This window comes from Mycobacterium terramassiliense (genome assembly GCF_900157385.1).
Taxonomy (GTDB): Bacteria; Actinomycetota; Actinomycetes; order Mycobacteriales; family Mycobacteriaceae; genus Mycobacterium; species Mycobacterium terramassiliense.
The window spans coordinates 2,023,081-2,041,948 of the sequence record NZ_LT717701.1 but is presented as its reverse complement, the minus strand read 5'-3'; the positions used below and the strand labels follow the sequence as shown (position 1 = coordinate 2,041,948).

Genomic DNA, 18,868 nt, shown 5'->3' with positions numbered 1-18,868 from the left:
GGTCACCTCACTTCCAGACTCAGCAGATCGTCGACCGTTTCCCGGCGCAGGATCAGCCGTGCGCGCCCCCCGCGCACGGCGACCACGGCGGGGCGGCCGATCATGTTGTAACGGCTCGACAGCGAATAGCAGTAGGCGCCGGTGGCGGCGACCCCGAGCAGGTCGCCCGGCTGCAGGTCACCCGGAACCCAGGTGTCGCGAACGACGATATCGCCCGTCTCGCAGTGCTTTCCGACGATACGCGCCAGCTCCGCCGGCGCGTCGCTGAGCCGCGAGACCAACCGTGCGTCGTACTGCGCGTCGTAGAGCGCCGTGCGGATGTTGTCGCTCATGCCGCCGTCGACGCTGACGTAACGCCGGTGCGCGGTCGTGCTCACGTCCACGTCCTTGACGGTGCCCACCTCGTAGAGCGTGATGGTGCCGGGCCCGGCGATCGCGCGCCCCGGCTCGACCACCAGCCTGGGCGTGGGCAGCCCGACCGCAGCCGACTCGTTGCGCACGATGGCGCTCAGCTTGGCCGCCAGCTCGGCGATCGGCGGCGGGTCGTCGGGCGCCAGGTACGAGATGCCAAAGCCGCCACCGAGATCGACCGTCGACAGCTGGGTCGTCTTGTGGACGCCGAACTCGGCGACGATGTCGTGCAGCAGGCCGATGACGCGGTGCGCGGCGAGTTCGAAGCCGTCGACGTCGAAGATCTGGGAGCCGATGTGGCTGTGCAACCCCACCAGCCGCAGGTGATCGGTGTCGAACACCCGGCGCACCGCCGTCATTGCGGCGCCGCTGGCCACCGATAGCCCGAACTTCTGGTCCTCGTGTGCGGTGGAGATGAACTCGTGGGTGTGCGCCTCGACCCCCACGGTGAGGCGCACCAGCACGTCCTGGACGATGCCCGCCTCCCCCGCGATGGCGTCGAGGCGTTCGATCTCGATCATCGAGTCCAGCACGATGTGGCCGACCCCTGCCTTGACGGCGGCGGTGAGCTCCGCGACGGATTTGTTGTTGCCGTGGAAGATCATTCGCTCCGGCGGGAAGTCGGCGTGCAGCGCGACGGCCAGTTCCCCCCCGGTGGATACGTCGAGCGAGAGGCCCTCCTCGTTGATCCAGCGCGCCACCTCGGTGCACAGGAAGGCCTTGGCGGCGTAGTGCACGTTGTCGCCGCCGCCGAAGGCCGCCGCCAGGTCCTGGCAGCGGGAGCGGAAGTCGTCCTCGTCGACGACGAACAGCGGGGTCCCGTACTCCTGCGCGAGGTCGGTCACCGGTAGGCCGCCAATGACCGCGGCCCCGTTTTCGTCGCGAGTCGTGCTGCGCGGCCACACGTGCGGGGCCAGCCGCAGCAGCTCCTCGGGGGATTGCGGCCGTGGGGGGCTCTCGGCGTGCCGGGCCTCGTCGGCGTGGCGGGGACCGGCGGGATGGACGTTCACATTCGCTCCGGCGCGCTGACGCCCAGGATCGTCAGCCCGTTGGCGATGACCTGGCGGGCCGCCTGGCACAGCGCCAGGCGCGCGGTGTGCAGGTCGGTGGGCTGCTCGTCGCCCTGCGGCAACACCCGGCACGAATCGTAGAACCGGTGGTAGTCGCCGGCGAGGTCCTCCAGGTACCGGCATACCCGGTGCGGTTCCCTCAGCGCGGCCGCGGTTTTCAGCACGCGCGGGAATTCGCCGATGGAGCGCAGCAGCGTGCCCTCCTTGTCGTGCGTAAGCAGCTCGAGGTGCGCGGTATCGGGGATCAGGCCGAGCTCGGCGGCGTTGCGGGCCAGTGCCGACAGCCGTGCGTGCGCGTATTGCACGTAATAGACCGGGTTTTCGTTGGACGCCGAGGACCACAGCGCCAGGTCGATGTCGATGGCGGTGTCCACCGACGAGCGGATCAGGCTGTAACGCGCCGCGTCGACGCCGATCGCCTCGACCAAATCGTCGAGGGTGAGCACCGTCCCGGCCCGCTTGCTCATCCGGACCGGCTGGCCGTCCCGGACGAGGTTGACCAGCTGCCCGATGAGCACCTCCACGGTGGCCGGGTCCTCGCCGAAGGCGGCGGCCACGGCCTTGAGCCGTGCGATGTAGCCGTGGTGGTCGGCGCCGAGCATGTAGATGCACAAGTCGAACCCGCGCTGCCGCTTGTCCAGGTAGTAGGCGATGTCGGCGGCGATGTAGGCCGGCTTGCCGTCGCTCTTGATCACGACGCGGTCCTTGTCGTCACCGAAAGCGCTGGTGCGCAACCAGGTTGCGCCGTCCTTTTCATAGACGTTGCCGGACTCGCGCAGCCTGGCGATGGCCTGGTCGACGCGGCCGCTGGTGTGCATGGAGTCTTCGTGGGTGTAGACGTCGAAGTCGGTGCCGAACTCGTGCAGCGACTCCTTGATGTGGGTGAACATCAGGTCGACGCCGATTTCCCGGAAGGTCTCGTGCATCTCGGCGTCCGGCAGGCTCAGCGCGTCGGGCGCCTTCTGCAGGATCTGCGCGGCGATGTCATGGATATAGGTGCCGGCGTAGCCGTCGGCGGGGGTCGGTTCGCCCTTGGCCGCGGCGATCAACGAGCTGGCGAACCGGTCGATCTGGGCGCCGTGGTCGTTGAAGTAGTACTCGCGCACCACGTCGGCGCCCTGCGTGGACAGCAACCGGCCCAGCGCGTCGCCGACCGCGGCCCAGCGGGTGCCGCCGATGTGGATCGGCCCCGTCGGGTTGGCCGAGACGAATTCCAGGTTGATCTTCTGCCCGCCCAGCGCGTCCGAGTAGCCGAACTCGTCGCCGGCGTCGAGGACGTCGTTGACGACCCGGGCCTGCGCCGAAGCCTCGAGGCGCATATTGATGAAGCCGGGCCCGGCCACCTCCGCCGAAGCGATGCCGTCCGCTTCGGCCAGCTTTTCGGCGAGCCATCCGGCCAGCTCACGCGGGTTGGCGCCGACCTTCTTACCCAGCTGCAGCGCCAGGTTGCTGGCGTAGTCGCCGTGCTCGGGATTACGCGGCCGTTCCACGGTGACCGTCGCCGGCAACGCGGCAGCGTCCAGCCCGCGCTCGGCAAGCACCGCGGCAGCGGTGGCTTTGAGCAGCTCGGCCAGGTCGGCGGGGGTCACGAGCGTCCATCCTATTGGCTAGAGTCCCCCGGCCCCGAATCTATTGCAGGTGGCAGCGCTGCCGCACCGGGGCCTGCGCCCGCTCGGGGCGCGGACACGCGGCAGGCCCGGTCGCTATCGGCTGGCGCGGGCGGCCTCGATCGGCGCGATGTCGACGAGCCGGTCGCCGCGGACAATGTGGTAGGCGTCATACCGATCCACGGTGGGGTCGCAGTGCGGGGTGACGAACTCCACGCGTTCCCCGAGGCTGACGGGTGAGCCGGCGGGCCGGGTGAGCGCGCCGTGCTCGTCGCCGAAGAACATGTACGTCGAGCCGCCGAACCGCGCGCCGGTCGGCCGCGGCAGGGGGCCGTCCGTCGCGAAAGCTTTGAGGCCGGCGTCGACGGTGACGATCGCGTCGGCGTTGGCGCTGATCACTTGGCCCGAAACCCACAGGCTGGTGTCGAAGGCTCCGTCGTCGTCGTCGCCCAACGCGTCCGAATATTCGACGTCCATGAACACATAGGAGCCGGGTTGCACTTCGTTGAGGACACCCAGGTCCAGATCGGCCGCGACGGTTCCGGTGCCGCCGCCGGTGACGACGCCGACCCGGTGACCGGCGGTTCGAAGCGCGTCGACCGCGCGTGAAAGCCGCTCCATGCCGTCACTGACTGCGTCGCAGCGCTTTTGGAGGCCGGCGATGTGCTGCCAATGACCGCCGTAGCCCTGGACGCCGGCCAACGTCAGCCCGCCGCACCGATGGACGTGCTCGGCCAGCGCGACCGCGTGTTGTGGACCGGAAAACGCCGGTGCGGCCCAGCCCCACGTCGACGTCGATGAGGACATTGACGCGAATGCCGCGGCGGCACGCTTCCAGGTTCAGCACGATCACCGGATCGGGATGATCCACCACACAAGCAAACCCCGGGTCGAGCGCCGCCACGTCGCACAGCCGCTTCGGCATCAGCGGATCGGCGACCGGCGACGTCAGGAGAATGCCGCGCACGCCGGCCGCCGAAAGCGCTTCGGCTTCACCGATTTTGGCGCAGCAGATCCCTACGGCGCCGGCGGCGATCTGCTTTCTGGCGATCCAGGCGCACTTGTGCGTCTTCGCGTGCGGGCGCAGGGCAACCCTGCCGCGCGTGCGCTCGGCCATTCGGCTGATGTTGGCGTCCAGCGCCGCCTCGTCCAAAATGAGTGCCGGCGTGGGCAGGCGGAAGCGGGAGTTCGGCTCGCCAATCATGGCTTGCGCCAACGCGTCCGCCGGACGAATCGTCATCCGGGCGCGACGGAGGTCAGGTGCTCGAATCCCGCAAGCGGGACGATGTCCGGGAGTCGGCGGATCGCCCCGATCTGTGCCCACTGGCCTTCGGGCACTTCGTGGATGACGCACGACGTGACGACCGTCTTGTCGCCGCTACCGTCGCCGTCGCCGCGGGCCGCCGATTCGGCGACCTCCTGAAGTTCGCCGGCGAATTGCGCCTTGCGGGCGCCGTCGAGGACCCCGGCGCTGACCTGCCAATCGATGAATACGCCGGCGAGCGCGGCGTCCGCCGGGACGCCCGCGGAGTAAAAGCCTCCGGGCGAGAGCTCGTGCAGCAGGACCAGGGCCCGCATCCGGTGTAGGGGCTGGTCGGGCACCGACTCGGCACGGCATGCCGCCTCGGTGAGACCTGTCACCAGACGCTCCTTGCCGTTCTCGTCGAAGGCCCCCGGCGTCAGTGTTACGCGCATCAACGGCATGGCATCGTCCTTTCACGGGGTCTTGCTGTCGTAATTTCCTCCACCTTCGCCGCGGAATCCAGTGGCAGGGCAGACAGCTTTCTTGCATAATTCGCCACATGATCGGTTTTGACGCGCTGGTGCTCGACGGGGCCAGCGCCAGCGCGGTGGGTGTCACGATCGACGTGGTCTCGGCGGCCAACCGGATCCTGGGCAAACCCGCGTTCGACCTTCGGTTCGTCTCGCCGGAACGGCACGTCGCCCTGCGCGGTGGCCTGACGGTCGCCGCGCAACCGCTGGCGGATGCCTGCGCGCGTGAGGTCGTCGTCGTGCCCGGATTGGGCGCCGCGCAGCCCGAGGAGATCGCCGAGCGGCTCGGCGGCGCCGACGTCGCCGTCGCCGCCGAGTGGCTGGCGGGTGTCGATGGCCGCGCCACGGAACTCGCGGCCTCCTGCACGGCCGTATTCGTCCTCGCCGCCGCTGGGCTTCTCGATCAACGGCGCTGCGTCACGACGTGGTGGCTCGGCGCCGATCTTGCCCGGGTCGCGCCGGCGGCCCGCGTCGTCATCGACGAAATGGTCGTTCGCGACGGGCCGGTCTGGACGGCAGGCAGCGCCTTCGCCCACATCGACCTGATGCTCGCGCTGATGCGCCACCTCGGCGGCGCGGCGCTCACTGACGAACTCGCGAACCGGCTCGTGGCCGATCAGCGCACCTCGCAGGCGAGCTTTCTCATTCCCTCGCACTTGGCGGCGCGCGACGACGCGGTCGCGACTTTGGAGCGTTTCGTCCGGTCGCGTTTGAACGAACCGCACACGCTCGACTCGCTGGCCAGGTTGTGCGGCCTTAGCACCCGAACCCTGGCGCGCCGGACGCGAAATGCCGTGGGCCTCAGTCCGCTGCAGCTGGTGCAGAGGGTTCGCCTGGAGCGCTCGCTGCATCTGTTGCGCACCAGCCGCATGCCGCTCGAGGAGATCGCTGCCGCAGTGGGATTGGCGGATCCGGCGACGCTGCACCGACTGGTGAAGAAACACACCGGGCGATCGCCCGGCGCGCTGCGCCCGAGCGCTCAGGCGAGGGCCTCGTGATCGGCTCTTGAGCTGTGGCGGGGTCACGACCGTCACGTCAATGCGTTACTCTGGCTGGGCCCAATGGCGCAACATCGTTATCGGTGCGCCCCCGTAGCTCAGGGGATAGAGCGTCTGCCTCCGGAGCAGAAGGCCGCAGGTTCGAATCCTGCCGGGGGCACTCTCATCATTGCAGGTAAGAGCCGGTTTTCAGGCATTCACCGCTCAGTTCGTGCATTTTCCGTGCATTGTTGCTACCGCAGGTCAAGCACGTCGCGCCCCCTACCAAGTTTTGCTGTCAGTCATCGTCCCCGGTGCTACCTGACGGCCCGTCTTGTGGCACCTGCGGTGTCGGTGCGGAAGTGGCGATGATCAACTGTCGCGCCAAATCGGCGTGGGTGGCATCTCTTATCCCGTCATCGTCAATCCGTGACGCCAGGATGAACGCCATGAGGTTACTTTCGTCCCGTTCGGCAGCGTGAGCGATTGTCTTGAGATTGGACTGAGCGTCTGATTTCGCTCGGTTTGCCTGATTGAAGATCAGTGCCGCTGCGCCGTCAGTAAGGAGGCCCCCGAGGGAGGTGACGGTACCGACTTGCACAGAGTCGGCCAGTGCGAGTGCAACGCCAGCCATCAATAGGGCGAAGCCCACAAGTCCCACGAGGAGCGACACATAGAAATAGGTAGTGCTTTGACGTAATGCGTTGGCGTAATGGGCTTCCTGAATTTTGAACCGCGTCGATGCGCGCCCCGCTACGGCATCTAGTAAGCGCTGATCTGGTGTAGTCGATGACCTCTCGCGGACCTCTGCGCTTGGGGGTCTGGCACCCCCGCGGGTTTCGATTTCGCCGGGAACTGGCCGGACGCGAACGGTGCCGTCCCACATTGTTTCCAGCTGCGTCGCGCGGTCATGACTACACCGATCTCCGCGATCTGTTCCTCGTTCTGCTTCTGCTCACGCCGTGATCCGAGGTAAGTGACCACCGCGCCCGCGATTAAGGGAATCCCTGCACCTGCCGCAACCGCGATATCGGATGGCGACATCGGGCTTCCCCCCTCGTAGCTCAAGTTCGCGCGGCCACACACAACGCTAGCTACCCGGTCACGTGCCTGGCGCGGCTAGACAAAGGATCGGGAGTCGTGCGCCCTACTGGGAGCGCTTCTGCGCTTCCTTCGCGAGATCGACGGCTTTCTCCAGCACCTTCAATGCATCATCAGGGAGCATGTTGACCTGTCCGCTATCCCGCGTCCCAAGTTCAGGATTGGAGAAAGCGCGTCTACCGAGAATCATGGTGATTTCGCGTTGATCTTCGCCCGGCAGGCCGTCTACGTAGGCACGCAACGCGTCCATCTGCGTCGTCAGAATCGCTAGATGTCGAGCCGCCTCGCGGTGCTGGGACGCTATGCGCGCGCAGTATCCCGCCAACCCGAGGAATGGGAGACCGGTCAATGCTTTGACGATGACGCCTGTAGTACCCGACAGCTGACTGAAGAGGTGGGTATCGACTGAGTGGATGAGGATCGGCAGCGATACCGCAGCTGCCACGCAGACAAAGACGGCAGATGTCCAAAATTTCGCGCTCGACCGTTCGTCATTGCGACCAGCTTCAAAGTCTTTTGCCAAGCGGCCGACTCCGACGCCGTGTGCTGCGGCGCGAATATTTTCCAGGCTACGTTCGGCTTCACCCTCAATTTCACTGACGCGCGTCGCTTGTATCTTCGTGAGGCGAGAGTTCGCATGTTGACCCAATGACACATCCATTTGATCGTTGTTTGCGGAAATCTCTTGGAGGACGCGGATCGCCGGGTCTATCTCACCGGCCTGAAAACCGCCAATTACACTCGCGAAATCGCTGGTAACACCACTCAAGGACTGATCCGGCGCTTGCATTTTCGCGATTCGCTCACGTGTAATACCAGCAAGTGCTTCAAGACCGTCAGTTCGGCACAATTGTCCGAGCTGAAACGTTACGGCACCATCCCTCCTATACAGGTCTTGGACAACGCCAACGTTGTCAGTTAAAAGGTCTAGTGTTTCCGCGATCACCGCAACATGTTGGTTTAGAGGTGAAGTCTCCGACGGTACGAAAAAGCCCCTCAGCTCAAGGGAATTCTTTTCGTAGCGTTCGGTCGCCTCACCAATCATTGTGATCATGTCGGACAGAGCTTTCACACACTCATCGACTTGTGGTCGATTGAATGAAATGTCACCATCAAGGATTAATCGCAGATTCTCGCGACTCGCCTTGGACGACCTTTCGCGCGCAGAGTCCAGAATTTCCGACACCGTCGTTGCTCCCTGGCAGAACGTTATGCGATTCACCCGCAACCGGGTTTAGCTACCTGACAGTTCGTAGATTAGCGCGCCACAGCTGCCCGGTTCTGTAGTTAGACGCAATCGGTGCGTCGTCGCGGGACCGGTGACGGCTGCAGTGGGTACCCAACCGAGTCATGCGACTCAGTTGGTGGATGACCGCTCAGCGGACAGCTCGACCGCTCACCATGTAACCCGAAAGATGCCGTTCCCCTCCGGATTTCGGTCACGTACGCTGCCCGCTATGACTGTTGAGAACACTGCGCAGACGTGGCGTGACCTGGCCGACCAGCTAATACCCGCTCAGATGGCGATGCTGGCCCGCGACGAACAGAACACGGACCTGTTCGACGCCGCAAGCCTGCTATTCCCGCACGGGATTGCGTCAACGACAACCTCATTGACGCGGTGTACGGACCCGATTACGACGACTGACTGGCCCTTTTCACCGAGCGACCACGCGCACGTCATCCCCTCGTCTTACGCGCCGATCTAGATGCGCCTCTCTTACCGGAGCCCGCCGCGACGGCACGACCAGTCCCACCACGTGGTGCAGGCGACGTCTCCGTATCCCGCTTCATAGCCGATTTTGGTGCGCGGCTTGAGGTTCCGCGTTTCCAGCCAATCGCCCGTGTAATCACCGAGTGTCTTGGAGCGGGCGCGTTGCGCTTCGGCGCGCAGTCGTGGCGCTGTCCACTCGTCGCGTTCGATGCTGCGGCGCTCGTCGGCCAGCCAGCGTTCGGCGTCCATCTTCGCGGTGTACGTGACAGGCGCGACGTGGCGGGCCAGGTCGGGACCGGTGTAGCTGGCCTGCCACTTACCGGAAGGCAGCCGCCGCAGTGTGCCCCCGGCCCGCAGGCGCATCCCTTTTTTGCCAGCCATCTAGCTGCCCCTTCGCTTCGGCGTGCATTCTCCGTGCATTCTTGACGCCGATCTTGGCACTCGCCGACACTCGCTGTCCATTGAACGCTTGTCATGTCGTTCCAGATCAGAGGGTATTATGCACGTCATCGGCACGTTGCTAGTTTAGCGCACCAGCACTTTCGAATCCTGCCGGGGGCACCACATTCACGCAGTTCAACCGAGGATTTACCTCCCGTGCCCATATCGCGCCAGCTAATCTGTGTGCCTGGCGGTGAGGAGGCTAGGTTGGTGGCACGCGAAGCTCAGGCGTCGACCTGATGTTGTCGCTCTTCATCGCCGTCATCGGGCTGGTCTTCCTCGCCGTTGCGCCGACCCGCTACACCGGCATGACCTTCGTGCTCACCCTGCTCGTCACCTTCGGGATCACCGCGTTCGACATGAGCACGCACCAACCCACCAGCACCGACGTCACCGGCTTCGCGCTGGCACTCATGCTCGGCGGGCCCGCCCTGCTCATCAGAAGCGAACGAGGAATGAAGGGCTGAGTTCGTCGCTCGAAAAGCCCGCCGAGGCCGGGCTCATCCGGTCAGGAACGCCAGCCGGAACTTACCGATCTGCACCTCGTCGTTATTGGCCAGCACCGCCGCGTCGGCCGGCTGCCGGTTGACGTAGGTGCCGTTGAGGCTGCCGACGTCGGCGACGGCCCAATTGCCGTCCTCGTCGAGGCGAAACTCCGCATGACGGCGGCTCACGGTGACGTCGTCGAGAAGAATGTCGCTGTCGGGATGGCGCCCCGCCGAGGTGACCGGCCGATCGAGCAGGAACCGGGAACCGGCGTTCGGGCCACGCTTGACGATGAGCAGCGCGGATCCGCTTGGCAGCCCTTCGGTGATTTCCGCCGCGGTGGCGGCCGAGCCGTCATCCAGCTCGTCGAGGAACTGGGTGCCGTAGTCCGCGGTGCTCTCCCCCACCGCTTGGGTGAGGTGTTGGTCGTCGTCGCCGCGGTTCACGTGTTGCTCCCACCGCCGGCCACTGGCCCGCCTCGCTTGGTGCCGCCCGCTAAACGGCGCCCTTACCTGAACTCTGGGGCACGATCACAGTACCCGCCAGCCTGAAGTACCCAAGTTCCGACGGTCTTACGCCTCAGGCACAACGCAATTCAGGCGCGGCGGAGGATGAACGCCTCGATGTGACGCCGGCCGGCGCGCACCTCGTACTTGCTCCAGCCGGGATACATCGTGAGGCCCTTTGCCCAGATCTCGTCGCGTTCCTCGGGGGTGGCGAGCCGGGCGGTGCCCTGCCAGGTGTCGCGCCCGATCGACACCGTGGCCTGCGGGTGCGCCTTGAGGTTGTGGTACCAGGCGGGGTGCCTGGCGCCGCCGAAGTTGGACGCGATCAGGGCCACCCCGTCGGGGTGCGGGATGCCGTACAGCGCGACGGTGCGCGGTTCCCCGGACTTGGCACCGGTGGTGGTGAGGATGACCGCCGGAACTCCGGTCACCAGCCCCGCGAAGCTGCTCTTGCCGCCGGTGACCTTGGTGAGCAGTCGGTCGAGGTGGTGTGCCGTCGGGCGCAGAAGCGCCCCGCCCGCCTTCGTGGCCGCGAAGTTGCGCATGAACCGATGGAACGCGTTGGCATGGTCGAAGGACAGGTCCGCCACTCCGATCACACCGGCTTGGTGGTGTCGACCTGGTCCTGGCCGTATTCGATGACGGGCGGCGAGTCGCCGTAGACGTCGAGGGTGTGGATGAAGCGGTGCACTCCCATCACCCCGGCGCAGGTGAATCCGAGTTCGATGATCTGCGCGGCGGTGAAGTGCTCCCCCAACCGCTTGTAGAACTCGTCGTCCATGGCGTGGTGGTCGGACGAGAGCAGGTCGAGGAACTCGACGGCCATCTGTTCCTGCGGGGTGAGCGCACCGTGGCCCGGTGCGAGCAGGCACGCGACGTCCTCGTCGGTGATCGAGTCGTGCTTGCGCGACTGGCTGCACGGTTCGCACTCGCCGAGCTGTGCGCTCCGGATGCGCAGTAACTCCAGGATCCGGCCGCCGAGCAGGGTGCCGGCCCCCAGCGTGGTCCTGGCGGCATTGACCTGGTCGAGCTGCGCGCTGCGATAGGCGAAGATCTGCAGGGGCACCGGCGTGGCATACAGACCGGCGGCGACACCGGCCTCCACGATTTCGCGGGAATGGGAGCTGAGCTCTTCCATCGGGATTGGCGCAATACGCGGCATCGAATCAGGCTAACTTTTTTGTGCGTCGGCCAAAAGGAGAACTCGATGTCCAGACTCGCCGGAAAGGTCGCGATAGTCACCGGGGGCGCGGGCGGAATCGGCGCGGCGGCCGCGCGCGAATTGGCACGCGAAGGCGCCGCCGTCGCGGTCGTCGACATCGACGAGGCCAAGGCCACCGGGGTTGCCGAGGCGATTCGGCGGACCGGGGCGCGCGCGCTCGCACTCGGCGGCGACCTCGCCGACGAGGACACGGCCCGCCGCGTGGTGGTGTCCACCGTGGCGGAGTTCGGCCGGCTCGACGTCTTGCACAACAACGCGGCGCTGACCGCGAGCGACTTCCTGTCCCGCGACACCACGGTGTCCGAGATGCCGCTGGACGTGTGGCGCCGCTCCCTGGACGTCAACCTCGGAAGTCAGCTACTGATGTGCAAATACGCGGTCCCCGAAATGCGAAGGGGCGGAGGCGGTTCCATCATCAATATGTCGTCGGGCGCGGCGCTGTCGGGTGATAAGACCCGCCTGGCCTACGGCGTGTCGAAGTCCGGGGTGCACGCGCTGACGATGTACGTCGCGACCAGCGAGGGAAAGGGCGGCGTGCGCGCGAACACGATCGTGCCGGGATTGATCCTCACGGACGCCGTTCGCGCGCATCTGTCCGAGGACATCATCGCCGGCCTCGGCCGCGCCACGCTGACGCCGTACCTCGGCGAACCGAAAGACGTTGCCGAGCTTGTCGTTTTCCTCGCCTCGGAGCAGTCCCGCTACATCACCGGGCAAATGATCGCGATCGACGGCGGGATGTCGGCGCACGCGGGCCTGGACACCGGCGACTAGAACTCGCTCTAGAGGATCGCGTCGGCGAGGCGGTCGACCTGCTCGACCGCGCCGCCCGTCGGATGGAACAGCAGCCGGTCGAAGCCCAGCTCCCGATACCGGCGGACGGTGCCGCGCGCATCGTCCGCGGAGCAGACCATATCGGCGACGTTCACCTGTGCGTACGCCGGGACGAACCCGTAATAGCGCGCGAGATGCTCCCTTCCCGCCGCGACGGCCTCGGCCGATCCGAGCCCGAAGTTCACCGATGCCTGCAGGTAGGGGCGCCCGGGCCGCCCCGCGGCCCGCCAGCCGGCGCGGATGCGCTCCGCCAACGCCGCCTGTTCGTCATAGTGGCGCACGGCGCCGGCCGCCCACCCGTCGCCGACGCTGATCACCCGCCGCACCGTGGCCGCGGACCGTCCGCCGAAGAGCAGCGGAATATGTGCGGGCGCAGGGCATAACGCGGTGTCATCGGCGACGGGTCCGCCGGCCCACAACCGGCGCATGCGCTCGACCTGTTCGTCGAGGATCCGGCCGCGTCTGCGGAAATCGGCGCCGGTGCTGGCGTAATCGTCGCACCGGTTACCCACACCCAGGCCGACGACCAGTCGCTCGCCGGACATATGCGCAATGCTGGCGAGCTGCTTGGCCAGCGGAACGACTGGATACACCGGGGCCAGCAGGACATTGGTCACCAGGGTCACGTCTGTCGTGGCGCCGGCCGCGGCGGCCAGGGCTATCAGCGAGTCGATACCGGGGTAGATCAGGCGGTCGATCGTCGTGACGGATTCGAACCCGCGGCGCTCGGCGCGGCGGGCCCATTGGGCCACGGCCGGGCCCGAGACGCCGGCGATATGGTTCGGCAGCCCGATGCCGAGTTTCACAGCACATCCTCCGCCGTGACATCGGAGTTGACGGCGGCCAGGACCCGACCGTAGTGGCCCTCCCGTTCGGCGTAGCGCAGCGCACGGGCGGCGTCGACCACGACTTCCGTAACCGGCGGCTGCGCGGAGAGCGACGCCATCACCTCGGCGACGAACTCGTCCACGTCGACCGAGTCGGGACCTCCGGGGCCGTCCATCTCCGTACTCACACGCGGTGGAGCGACCTCGATAACGTGAATACCACTGTCGTGCAACAGAATACGCAGAGCTTCGGTATACGCGTGCAGCCCCGCTTTGGTTGCGCTGTAGGTGGGGGCGATCGCCAGCGGCACGAAGGCCAGCGCCGAGGTGATGTTGATGATCGCGGCATCAGGCCGGCTGCGCAGCGTCGGCAGCAGCAACGATGTCAGCACGATCGGGCCGAGCAGATTGGTTGCGACGACGGATGTCGACACCGCCGGGTCGGGTGTCTCGGGGCTTTCGATAGCCATCACGCCCGCGTTGTTGACCAGCACGTTGAGATCGGTCCACCGGCGTTCCAGCATCGCGACGAACGACCCGATGCACGCGGTATCGGCGATGTCCAACGGATGCCATTCGATACCCGGATGCGCCTCGGCGACGGCTCGCAACGCGGCAGTGCGCCGGCCGGCGATCACCACCCGGTTACCCCGTCGGTGCAACGCGATGGCGATCGCCCGTCCGATCCCGGTGCCGCCACCGGTGACCAGGACGGTATTGCCCGTCAGTTCCATTGGGTGCCTCCGCTTTCGACAACAAGGTGTCCCCAGCATCGGCCCCGCCATCGTTCCTGGCCAGAAATACCCGGATGGGCGGCAAAAATAGGACAAATAGCACCAAATTCTGTAGTGTTTTCATCACGATGGAGCCGCTTGACGGTCATATTCTGCACGCGCTGCAGCTCGCACCGCGGGCGCCGTTCCGGCGTATCGCCGAAGTGATCGGCGCCGGTGAACAAACCGTCGCGCGCCGCTACCGAGCCCTGCGGCGCGACGGTGCGCTCCGCGTGGTCGGCGTGGTGAATCCTCGGCTGTACGGCGAATGCCAGTGGATCGTGCGGGTGCACGCCAAACCCGACAACCTGCCCCGGCTCGCCGAGGCGCTGGTCCGCAGGCCCGAGGCCACCCATGCCAACGTGTTATCTGGAGGCACCGAACTCGTCTGCGTTATCCGCGCGCCGATCGGCGACGCCGGCGACGGCCTGCTGCAGCGTCTGCCCCGCACGCCGGCCGTCCTCGAGATGCGGATCAACTTGGTACTCAATGTGTTCGGCTCACCCACAGGTGCACATTGGACCGGCCACGGCCACGCCCTGGACGAGGAACAGATCAAGGCGTTGCAGCAACAGGTCGAGGGTGCGCATCCGGATCGGCCCGCCGCGCCCACGGCCGACGACCGGCCACTGTTGGACGCGTTGGCCAACGACGGGCGCATCACCGACAGCGCGCTGGCGAAGCTCACCGGGTGGTCACCGGCGCGGGTCAAGCGCCGACTGGCCGCGCTACAGGCCTCCGACACGCTCGCCTACGACCTGGACATGCTGCCGGAGCGGCTCGGATTCATGCTGAACGCCATAATCTGGATCTCCACGGCGCCGCGCCACCTGGTGTCGGCGGCCGAACAGATCGCGCGGCATGCTGAGGTCGCCTCGGTCGTCGCCATCGGCGGTCCGGCCAACCTGATGGTCGTCGTGATCTGCCGCGACGCCGGCGACCTCTATCGCTACGTTGCCGAGCGCCTGGCCGACGTCGACCACATCCAGGCCTACGACGTCAGCGTCCGCAGCAAGCGGCTCAAGCAGGTGGGCTCGCTGGTTTCGCGCGGCCGGTTAATCCGCGCCTAGCTGCTCGTCGGCCCGAGCGCGTACGCACCGGTCTCCGGGTGGTGATACCAGCCACCGGCGGCGTGGGTGCCGCCGTCGACGTGAATCGTCTGGCCGGTGATGTAGCTGGACATGTCGGAGGCGAGAAAGACGGCCGCGCCTGCCATCTCGTCGACGTGGCCGGCGCGTCCCATCGGCACGGTGAGGCCGAATCGCTGCTCGGAACCGGGCGGCGCGATAGCCCTGATGCCTTCGGTCAGGGTGATGTCGGGCGCCAGCGCGTTGACCCGGATGCCGTGCGGCGCGAGTTCCAGCGCGGCGGTCTTGGTGTAGTTGATGACACCCGCCTTGGCCGCGGCGTAGGTGGCGTAACCGGGCGCGGCGCGCACGCCCTCGATCGAGGTGACGCTGATGACGGAGCCCGGCAGCTGCTGGTCGACGAGGATGCGCGCCACCCGTTGCGTGCACAGGTAAACGTGACGCAGGTTCGCCTTGTACAGCGCGTCCCACCCGTTCTCGCTGGTGTCGAGGATCCCCGACCAGAAGACCCCGCCCGCGTTGTTGACCAGGATCGTCACCGTGCCGAGCTCGGCGGTCGTCCGCTCCAGCGCGGCGTCCACCGCGGCACTGTCGCGGACGTCCACGGGAAGCCCCAGCGCGCCGATCTCGTCGGCGGCGGACGCGCATGACTCGGGGTTGCGCTCCCAGATCGCGACCCGCGCGCCGAAGGCCTTCAGGCCCGCCGCGATGCCGCGGCCGATGCCGGCGCCCCCGCCGGTGACCACCGCGACACGGTCGGTGAGAAGAACGCTTGAGGGATCCAGTGCCATGCAGCTGAATATAGAACAATGCCATGTCAGGGTTTACAGTCTTTACTAAATATGTTTGATCTGTAACCAGTGGAGGGCCGCCATGAGCAGCACGATCTTCGTCACCGGCGCGACCGGGCAGACCGGCGGCAACGTGTGCCAGCAGCTGATCGAGCGGGGCGACCGCGTGCGCGCGCTGGTGCGCAACCCCGACGAGGCGACGGCGCTGGCGGGGCTCGGCGTGGAGCTGGTCAAGGGCGACATCACCGACGCCGGCGACGTGCTGCGCGCGGCCCACGGGGCCGAGGCGGCCATTCATTGCGCGGCGCTGCTGGGCGGCGCGAGCCAGGACCTGGAGGACTTCAAGGCCGTCAACATGGTCGGCACCGCGAACGTCCTGGATGCGGCCAAAGCCCACGGCATGCGTCGCGTCGTCGCGCTGAGCACCGCCACGTTCCTCGATCTGAGCACCGGCGTCGACTTCGAAGAGGCGCCCGTGCTGCGCAACCCGCCGGGCGACCCCTACACCGTCACCAAGCTCGCCGCGTTCCTGGACGCACACGAGCGCGCCGCCGCGGGCGAGGACGTGCTGACCTGCCACCCGGGCGCGATCTTCGGCCCCGGCCTGGTCGTCGAACGCGCCTTGCACCGCACCAGCTTCAACCGAGTGCTGCTGGCCGGCATGCGCGGAAAGATCAAGCGCTACCTGGCTTTTCCGGTGACCTGGGTGGCGGGCGCCGACGTCGCGAAGGGCTCCATCGCCGCGCTGGACAAGGGGGTCGCCGGTGAGCGCTACCTGCTGGTCGGCCGGCCCGAGGACACCTTCAGCACCGCCGGGGGCATCAACCGCGCGTGTGAGATCGCCGGGATCGACCATCGCGTCGAGGATCTCGACTACCGCACGGACCCCGACGCGTTGACCGCCGAATTCGGCCCCACCCTGATGGCCATCGCGGCCGCCGCGGCCAAGAGCGAGCGCAGGCCCAGGGCGACCGACAACCTGACCACCCGGCGCCTGGGCTATGCGCCCATGTCCTTCGATGACGGCCTGCGCCTGCTGATCTCGTGGCTGCGCGGGCTCGGCAAACTGTAGGGGCCGGCGAGGTGGATCTGACCGACCGGATCCTCGACGCGGCCCAGCGGCTGGTGTTCCGGGCCGGGGCACGCAAGTTGTCGCTGTCAGACGTGGCGGCGCGGGCCGGGGTGTCGCGGCCGACGATCTACCGCTACTTCGCCTCCAAAGAGGAGCTGATCGACGCGTTGGGCAAACGCGAGCGCCGTCGCTTCAACGCCGCGATGGACCACGCGATGTCCGGCGTCGTCGGGGTTGCACGGCTGCAGGCCGCGGTGGACGTCGTCGCGACCTTCGTCGAGGCCCAACCGCCCGGCCGGCTGCTCGACCTGGAGCCGGCGTTCGCGCACGATCAGATGGCCCAGGCGTTGCCGATGCTCGCCGAGGGTTTGACGACCGTATTGCGGCGCTGCGCCCGCGAGGGCGCCTTCGCCACGGCGGTGGATCCCCGCGACCTCGCCGGTGCGATCGCGCGAACCGCGTTGACCCACTACATCTTTCCCGACGCCGATCGTGCCGCGGCGCGCCGCGAGATCCGGGCGGCGGCCGGACTTCCCGCTCAGTCCAGCTGAAACTTTGTCGCGCCGAACGGTCCCGCAGTGCCCAGCGCGAACACCGTCGACGGGCTCACGCGGTAGACGTGCCACGGCGGCGGGCCGGCCGACTGTGCGCTGCATTCCGCCGTCAGGGCGTCGCCCGCGACCTCGCATGGCCAGCCGCCTTTGACGAAAGAATCTGCGACGGAACGTAGTTCGCCCGCGGACGTCACCCGTCGTGCGACACCCTCGATGACGAGGTCGAACGGTTCCGTGGCGACGGTGACCACGCATCGCGGATCGCGGGCCAGATTGCGCGACTTGCGGGTCGCAGGGCCGGACGTGAAGTACCAGGTGCCGTCATCCTGGGTAACTCGACCGCCATGACGTGCGGGCTGCCGCCGGGATTGATCGTGCTCAGCCAGACGGTGTGGCGGTGCGGTCCGCCGGTCCCCGGCGCCTGCGTCAGCTCGCCGTCCAGCACTGCCCGGACGCGGTCCCACTCAATGGGCGGCGCACCGTACCCGTCGAGATTGCGGAATGTGATCGTCATGCCGGTACTGACCGGCGACCGACCCGGAAGTCATCCATCCCGCAGCAGGAACAAGCCGTAGGCGGCGACCGACTGCGCGTCGACGATCACCCCGGTGCGCATCATCTGCTCGACGTCGTCGCGCGAGAACCACTCGCTGCGCATGTCCTGTTCCTCGTGCTCGCGATCCGACTCACCCTCGACGATCCCGGTGGCCAGGAATACCCAGCCGCGCTGGCTGCTCATCCCGGCGGCGACGTCGAGCTGGCCGAGCGCCTCGAACGACGTCGCGCGCAGCCCGGTCTCCTCGCGCAACTCGCGCTCGGCCAACCGCGACGGCTCGGCGTCGACGAGGTCCGGGGCGCTGCCCTGCGGGAACTCCCAGCGCCGCGCGCCGAGCGGATACCGGAACTGCTCCACCAGCCGGAAGCGGTTGCCGTCGTACGGCATCACCAGCGCGTAGGTCGGCTTGTCCACCACGGCGTAGATGCCGAGACTGCCGTCGGGACGGCGGATGTCGTCCTCGCGGATCACCAGCCAGCGGTTCCGGTAGACCTCGCGGGACGCGACGCATTCGATGAAAGGCACACCGCCAGTATCGCGGCGAGGAGTATGTTTCCAAGCCATGCCCTCCCAGGAAGCCATCGCGCAGACCGTCAATCGCTACCTCGAGCTCGTCGCCGCCGGCAATACCGACGAGATCCTGACCCTCTATGCCGCCGACGCGACCGTCGAGGACCCGATCGGATCGGACGTGCTCCGCGGACACGACGCCATCCGCGGGTTCTACGCGGGTTTCCAAGACATCGAGAAAGAAACCGAACTCGCGCAGCTGCGGGTCGGCGGCAGCGAGGCGGCCTATCTGTGGCACCTCACGCTCGTCACCGGCGACAGCCGCAGCCGCATCTCGCCCATCTCGCACATGACGTTCGACGAGGACGCCAAGATCTTGTCGATGCGGGCGTTCTGGTCCCCGTCCGACGTCAAGGTCCTCTGATTTCGTTGCGGGACAACGGTTCAGCCCCGCTGCGTCCGTCGCCGGTGGGCCGATCCGGCGTGTCGACGAGGTAGCAAACCGGCGCGTGAACTCGTGTCTTGCCGCCTCGGCGGCGATAATGCATCGATGAC

At 67.1% G+C, this 18,868-nt stretch carries 24 protein-coding genes and 1 tRNA gene; 9 read left to right on the top strand and 16 right to left on the bottom strand.

Annotation, left to right across the window (positions count from 1 at the left end):
- Positions 1 to 2: 2 nt before the first annotated feature.
- The 5 genes from lysA to MTAB308_RS24380 all read right to left on the bottom strand — a co-directional run bounded on the left by lysA (position 3) and on the right by MTAB308_RS24380 (position 4,783).
- The gene (lysA, locus tag MTAB308_RS24400) at positions 3 to 1,421 is read right to left on the bottom strand and encodes a diaminopimelate decarboxylase (protein WP_077102897.1); all 1,419 of its coding nucleotides are present in this window, start codon (positions 1,419 to 1,421) and stop codon (positions 3 to 5) included.
- A complete protein-coding gene (argS, locus tag MTAB308_RS24395; protein WP_077102895.1) occupies positions 1,418 to 3,070 on the bottom strand; it encodes an arginine--tRNA ligase in 1,653 nt (550 codons plus the stop codon). The genes lysA and argS overlap by 4 nt, the downstream gene beginning before the upstream one ends.
- Positions 3,071 to 3,184: 114 nt before the next feature.
- The gene (locus MTAB308_RS24390) at positions 3,185 to 3,709 is read right to left on the bottom strand and encodes a type III PLP-dependent enzyme domain-containing protein (RefSeq protein ID WP_157901011.1); all 525 of its coding nucleotides are present in this window, start codon (positions 3,707 to 3,709) and stop codon (positions 3,185 to 3,187) included.
- Positions 3,710 to 3,713: 4 nt separating this feature from the next.
- Positions 3,714 to 4,328 (bottom strand): alanine racemase, encoded by a 615-nt coding sequence (locus tag MTAB308_RS24385; RefSeq protein WP_083746735.1) that lies wholly within the window; start codon positions 4,326 to 4,328, stop codon positions 3,714 to 3,716.
- Entirely contained in the window at positions 4,325 to 4,783 is a 459-nt protein-coding gene (locus MTAB308_RS24380) for a tautomerase family protein (protein WP_157901010.1), read from the bottom strand. The genes MTAB308_RS24385 and MTAB308_RS24380 overlap by 4 nt, the downstream gene beginning before the upstream one ends.
- Before the next feature lie 128 nt (positions 4,784 to 4,911).
- On the opposite strand from MTAB308_RS24380, the gene MTAB308_RS24375 reads away from it, so the two are divergent.
- Complete coding sequence (locus MTAB308_RS24375; RefSeq protein ID WP_173842227.1) at positions 4,912 to 5,859, top strand: GlxA family transcriptional regulator; 948 nt, start codon at positions 4,912 to 4,914, stop codon at positions 5,857 to 5,859.
- Positions 5,860 to 5,946: 87 nt separating this feature from the next.
- A tRNA-Arg gene (locus MTAB308_RS24370) sits at positions 5,947 to 6,019 on the top strand.
- 117 nt (positions 6,020 to 6,136) lie between these two features.
- Here MTAB308_RS24370 and MTAB308_RS30645 read toward each other — a convergent pair.
- A complete protein-coding gene (locus tag MTAB308_RS30645) occupies positions 6,137 to 6,724 on the bottom strand; it encodes a TRADD-N-associated membrane domain-containing protein (RefSeq protein WP_425436315.1) in 588 nt (195 codons plus the stop codon).
- Between the two features lie 261 nt (positions 6,725 to 6,985).
- A complete protein-coding gene (locus tag MTAB308_RS29080) occupies positions 6,986 to 8,125 on the bottom strand; it encodes a hypothetical protein (protein ID WP_157901009.1) in 1,140 nt (379 codons plus the stop codon).
- A 271-nt stretch (positions 8,126 to 8,396) separates the two neighbouring features.
- Between MTAB308_RS29080 and MTAB308_RS24350 the strand changes: the two genes are divergently transcribed.
- Positions 8,397 to 8,648: a hypothetical protein gene (locus MTAB308_RS24350; protein ID WP_077102882.1), complete on the top strand. Its 252-nt coding sequence runs from the start codon at positions 8,397 to 8,399 to the stop codon at positions 8,646 to 8,648.
- Between the two features lie 11 nt (positions 8,649 to 8,659).
- On the opposite strand, the gene MTAB308_RS24345 is transcribed toward MTAB308_RS24350, so the two are convergent.
- The gene (locus MTAB308_RS24345; protein ID WP_157901008.1) at positions 8,660 to 9,034 is read right to left on the bottom strand and encodes a hypothetical protein; all 375 of its coding nucleotides are present in this window, start codon (positions 9,032 to 9,034) and stop codon (positions 8,660 to 8,662) included.
- 299 nt (positions 9,035 to 9,333) lie between these two features.
- Between MTAB308_RS24345 and MTAB308_RS24340 the strand changes: the two genes are divergently transcribed.
- Positions 9,334 to 9,561: a hypothetical protein gene (locus tag MTAB308_RS24340; RefSeq protein ID WP_077102878.1), complete on the top strand. Its 228-nt coding sequence runs from the start codon at positions 9,334 to 9,336 to the stop codon at positions 9,559 to 9,561.
- Positions 9,562 to 9,594: 33 nt separating this feature from the next.
- On the opposite strand, the gene odhI is transcribed toward MTAB308_RS24340, so the two are convergent.
- The 3 genes from odhI to MTAB308_RS24325 form a co-directional block, all read right to left on the bottom strand.
- On the bottom strand, positions 9,595 to 9,987 hold the full coding sequence (gene odhI, locus MTAB308_RS24335; RefSeq protein ID WP_425436356.1) for an oxoglutarate dehydrogenase inhibitor Odhl: 393 nt from the start codon (positions 9,985 to 9,987) through the stop codon (positions 9,595 to 9,597).
- Between the two features lie 188 nt (positions 9,988 to 10,175).
- Positions 10,176 to 10,676: a nitroreductase family deazaflavin-dependent oxidoreductase gene (locus MTAB308_RS24330; RefSeq protein ID WP_077104746.1), complete on the bottom strand. Its 501-nt coding sequence runs from the start codon at positions 10,674 to 10,676 to the stop codon at positions 10,176 to 10,178.
- 5 nt (positions 10,677 to 10,681) lie between these two features.
- Positions 10,682 to 11,248 carry a carboxymuconolactone decarboxylase family protein gene (locus tag MTAB308_RS24325; RefSeq protein WP_077102874.1) on the bottom strand — a complete coding sequence of 189 codons (567 nt, stop codon included), beginning with the start codon at positions 11,246 to 11,248 and terminating at the stop codon, positions 10,682 to 10,684.
- Positions 11,249 to 11,293: 45 nt separating this feature from the next.
- Between MTAB308_RS24325 and MTAB308_RS24320 the strand changes: the two genes are divergently transcribed.
- Positions 11,294 to 12,082 (top strand): SDR family NAD(P)-dependent oxidoreductase, encoded by a 789-nt coding sequence (locus MTAB308_RS24320; RefSeq protein ID WP_077104744.1) that lies wholly within the window; start codon positions 11,294 to 11,296, stop codon positions 12,080 to 12,082.
- A gap of 8 nt (positions 12,083 to 12,090) precedes the next feature.
- Here the strand turns inward: MTAB308_RS24320 and MTAB308_RS24315 are convergent, their stop codons facing one another.
- Both MTAB308_RS24315 and MTAB308_RS24310 read right to left on the bottom strand, forming a co-directional pair.
- Positions 12,091 to 12,948 (bottom strand): LLM class flavin-dependent oxidoreductase, encoded by an 858-nt coding sequence (locus MTAB308_RS24315; RefSeq protein ID WP_077102871.1) that lies wholly within the window; start codon positions 12,946 to 12,948, stop codon positions 12,091 to 12,093.
- On the bottom strand, positions 12,945 to 13,703 hold the full coding sequence (locus MTAB308_RS24310; RefSeq protein WP_077102869.1) for an SDR family oxidoreductase: 759 nt from the start codon (positions 13,701 to 13,703) through the stop codon (positions 12,945 to 12,947). The genes MTAB308_RS24315 and MTAB308_RS24310 overlap by 4 nt, the downstream gene beginning before the upstream one ends.
- A 128-nt stretch (positions 13,704 to 13,831) precedes the next feature.
- Between MTAB308_RS24310 and MTAB308_RS24305 the strand changes: the two genes are divergently transcribed.
- Positions 13,832 to 14,812 carry an Lrp/AsnC family transcriptional regulator gene (locus MTAB308_RS24305; protein WP_077102867.1) on the top strand — a complete coding sequence of 327 codons (981 nt, stop codon included), beginning with the start codon at positions 13,832 to 13,834 and terminating at the stop codon, positions 14,810 to 14,812.
- On the opposite strand, the gene MTAB308_RS24300 is transcribed toward MTAB308_RS24305, so the two are convergent.
- Positions 14,809 to 15,621: an SDR family NAD(P)-dependent oxidoreductase gene (locus MTAB308_RS24300; RefSeq protein WP_077102865.1), complete on the bottom strand. Its 813-nt coding sequence runs from the start codon at positions 15,619 to 15,621 to the stop codon at positions 14,809 to 14,811. The two genes, MTAB308_RS24305 and MTAB308_RS24300, sit on opposite strands and share 4 nt — an antisense overlap.
- A gap of 82 nt (positions 15,622 to 15,703) precedes the next feature.
- On the opposite strand from MTAB308_RS24300, the gene MTAB308_RS24295 reads away from it, so the two are divergent.
- Both MTAB308_RS24295 and MTAB308_RS24290 read left to right on the top strand, forming a co-directional pair.
- Positions 15,704 to 16,693 (top strand): NAD-dependent epimerase/dehydratase family protein, encoded by a 990-nt coding sequence (locus MTAB308_RS24295; protein ID WP_077102863.1) that lies wholly within the window; start codon positions 15,704 to 15,706, stop codon positions 16,691 to 16,693.
- Positions 16,694 to 16,704: 11 nt separating this feature from the next.
- Positions 16,705 to 17,244: a TetR/AcrR family transcriptional regulator gene (locus tag MTAB308_RS24290; RefSeq protein ID WP_245831483.1), complete on the top strand. Its 540-nt coding sequence runs from the start codon at positions 16,705 to 16,707 to the stop codon at positions 17,242 to 17,244.
- Here MTAB308_RS24290 and MTAB308_RS24285 read toward each other — a convergent pair.
- Positions 17,232 to 17,711, bottom strand: coding sequence for a pyridoxamine 5'-phosphate oxidase family protein (locus tag MTAB308_RS24285; protein ID WP_216823692.1), 480 nt, complete (start codon positions 17,709 to 17,711; stop codon positions 17,232 to 17,234). The genes MTAB308_RS24290 and MTAB308_RS24285 overlap by 13 nt on opposite strands.
- A gap of 80 nt (positions 17,712 to 17,791) precedes the next feature.
- Positions 17,792 to 18,367, bottom strand: coding sequence for an NUDIX domain-containing protein (locus MTAB308_RS24280; RefSeq protein WP_083746647.1), 576 nt, complete (start codon positions 18,365 to 18,367; stop codon positions 17,792 to 17,794).
- Between MTAB308_RS24280 and MTAB308_RS24275 the strand changes: the two genes are divergently transcribed.
- Positions 18,366 to 18,737, top strand: a complete 372-nt coding sequence (locus MTAB308_RS24275) for a nuclear transport factor 2 family protein (protein WP_077102857.1) — start codon at positions 18,366 to 18,368, stop codon at positions 18,735 to 18,737. The genes MTAB308_RS24280 and MTAB308_RS24275 overlap by 2 nt on opposite strands.
- Positions 18,738 to 18,868 lie beyond the last annotated feature (131 nt).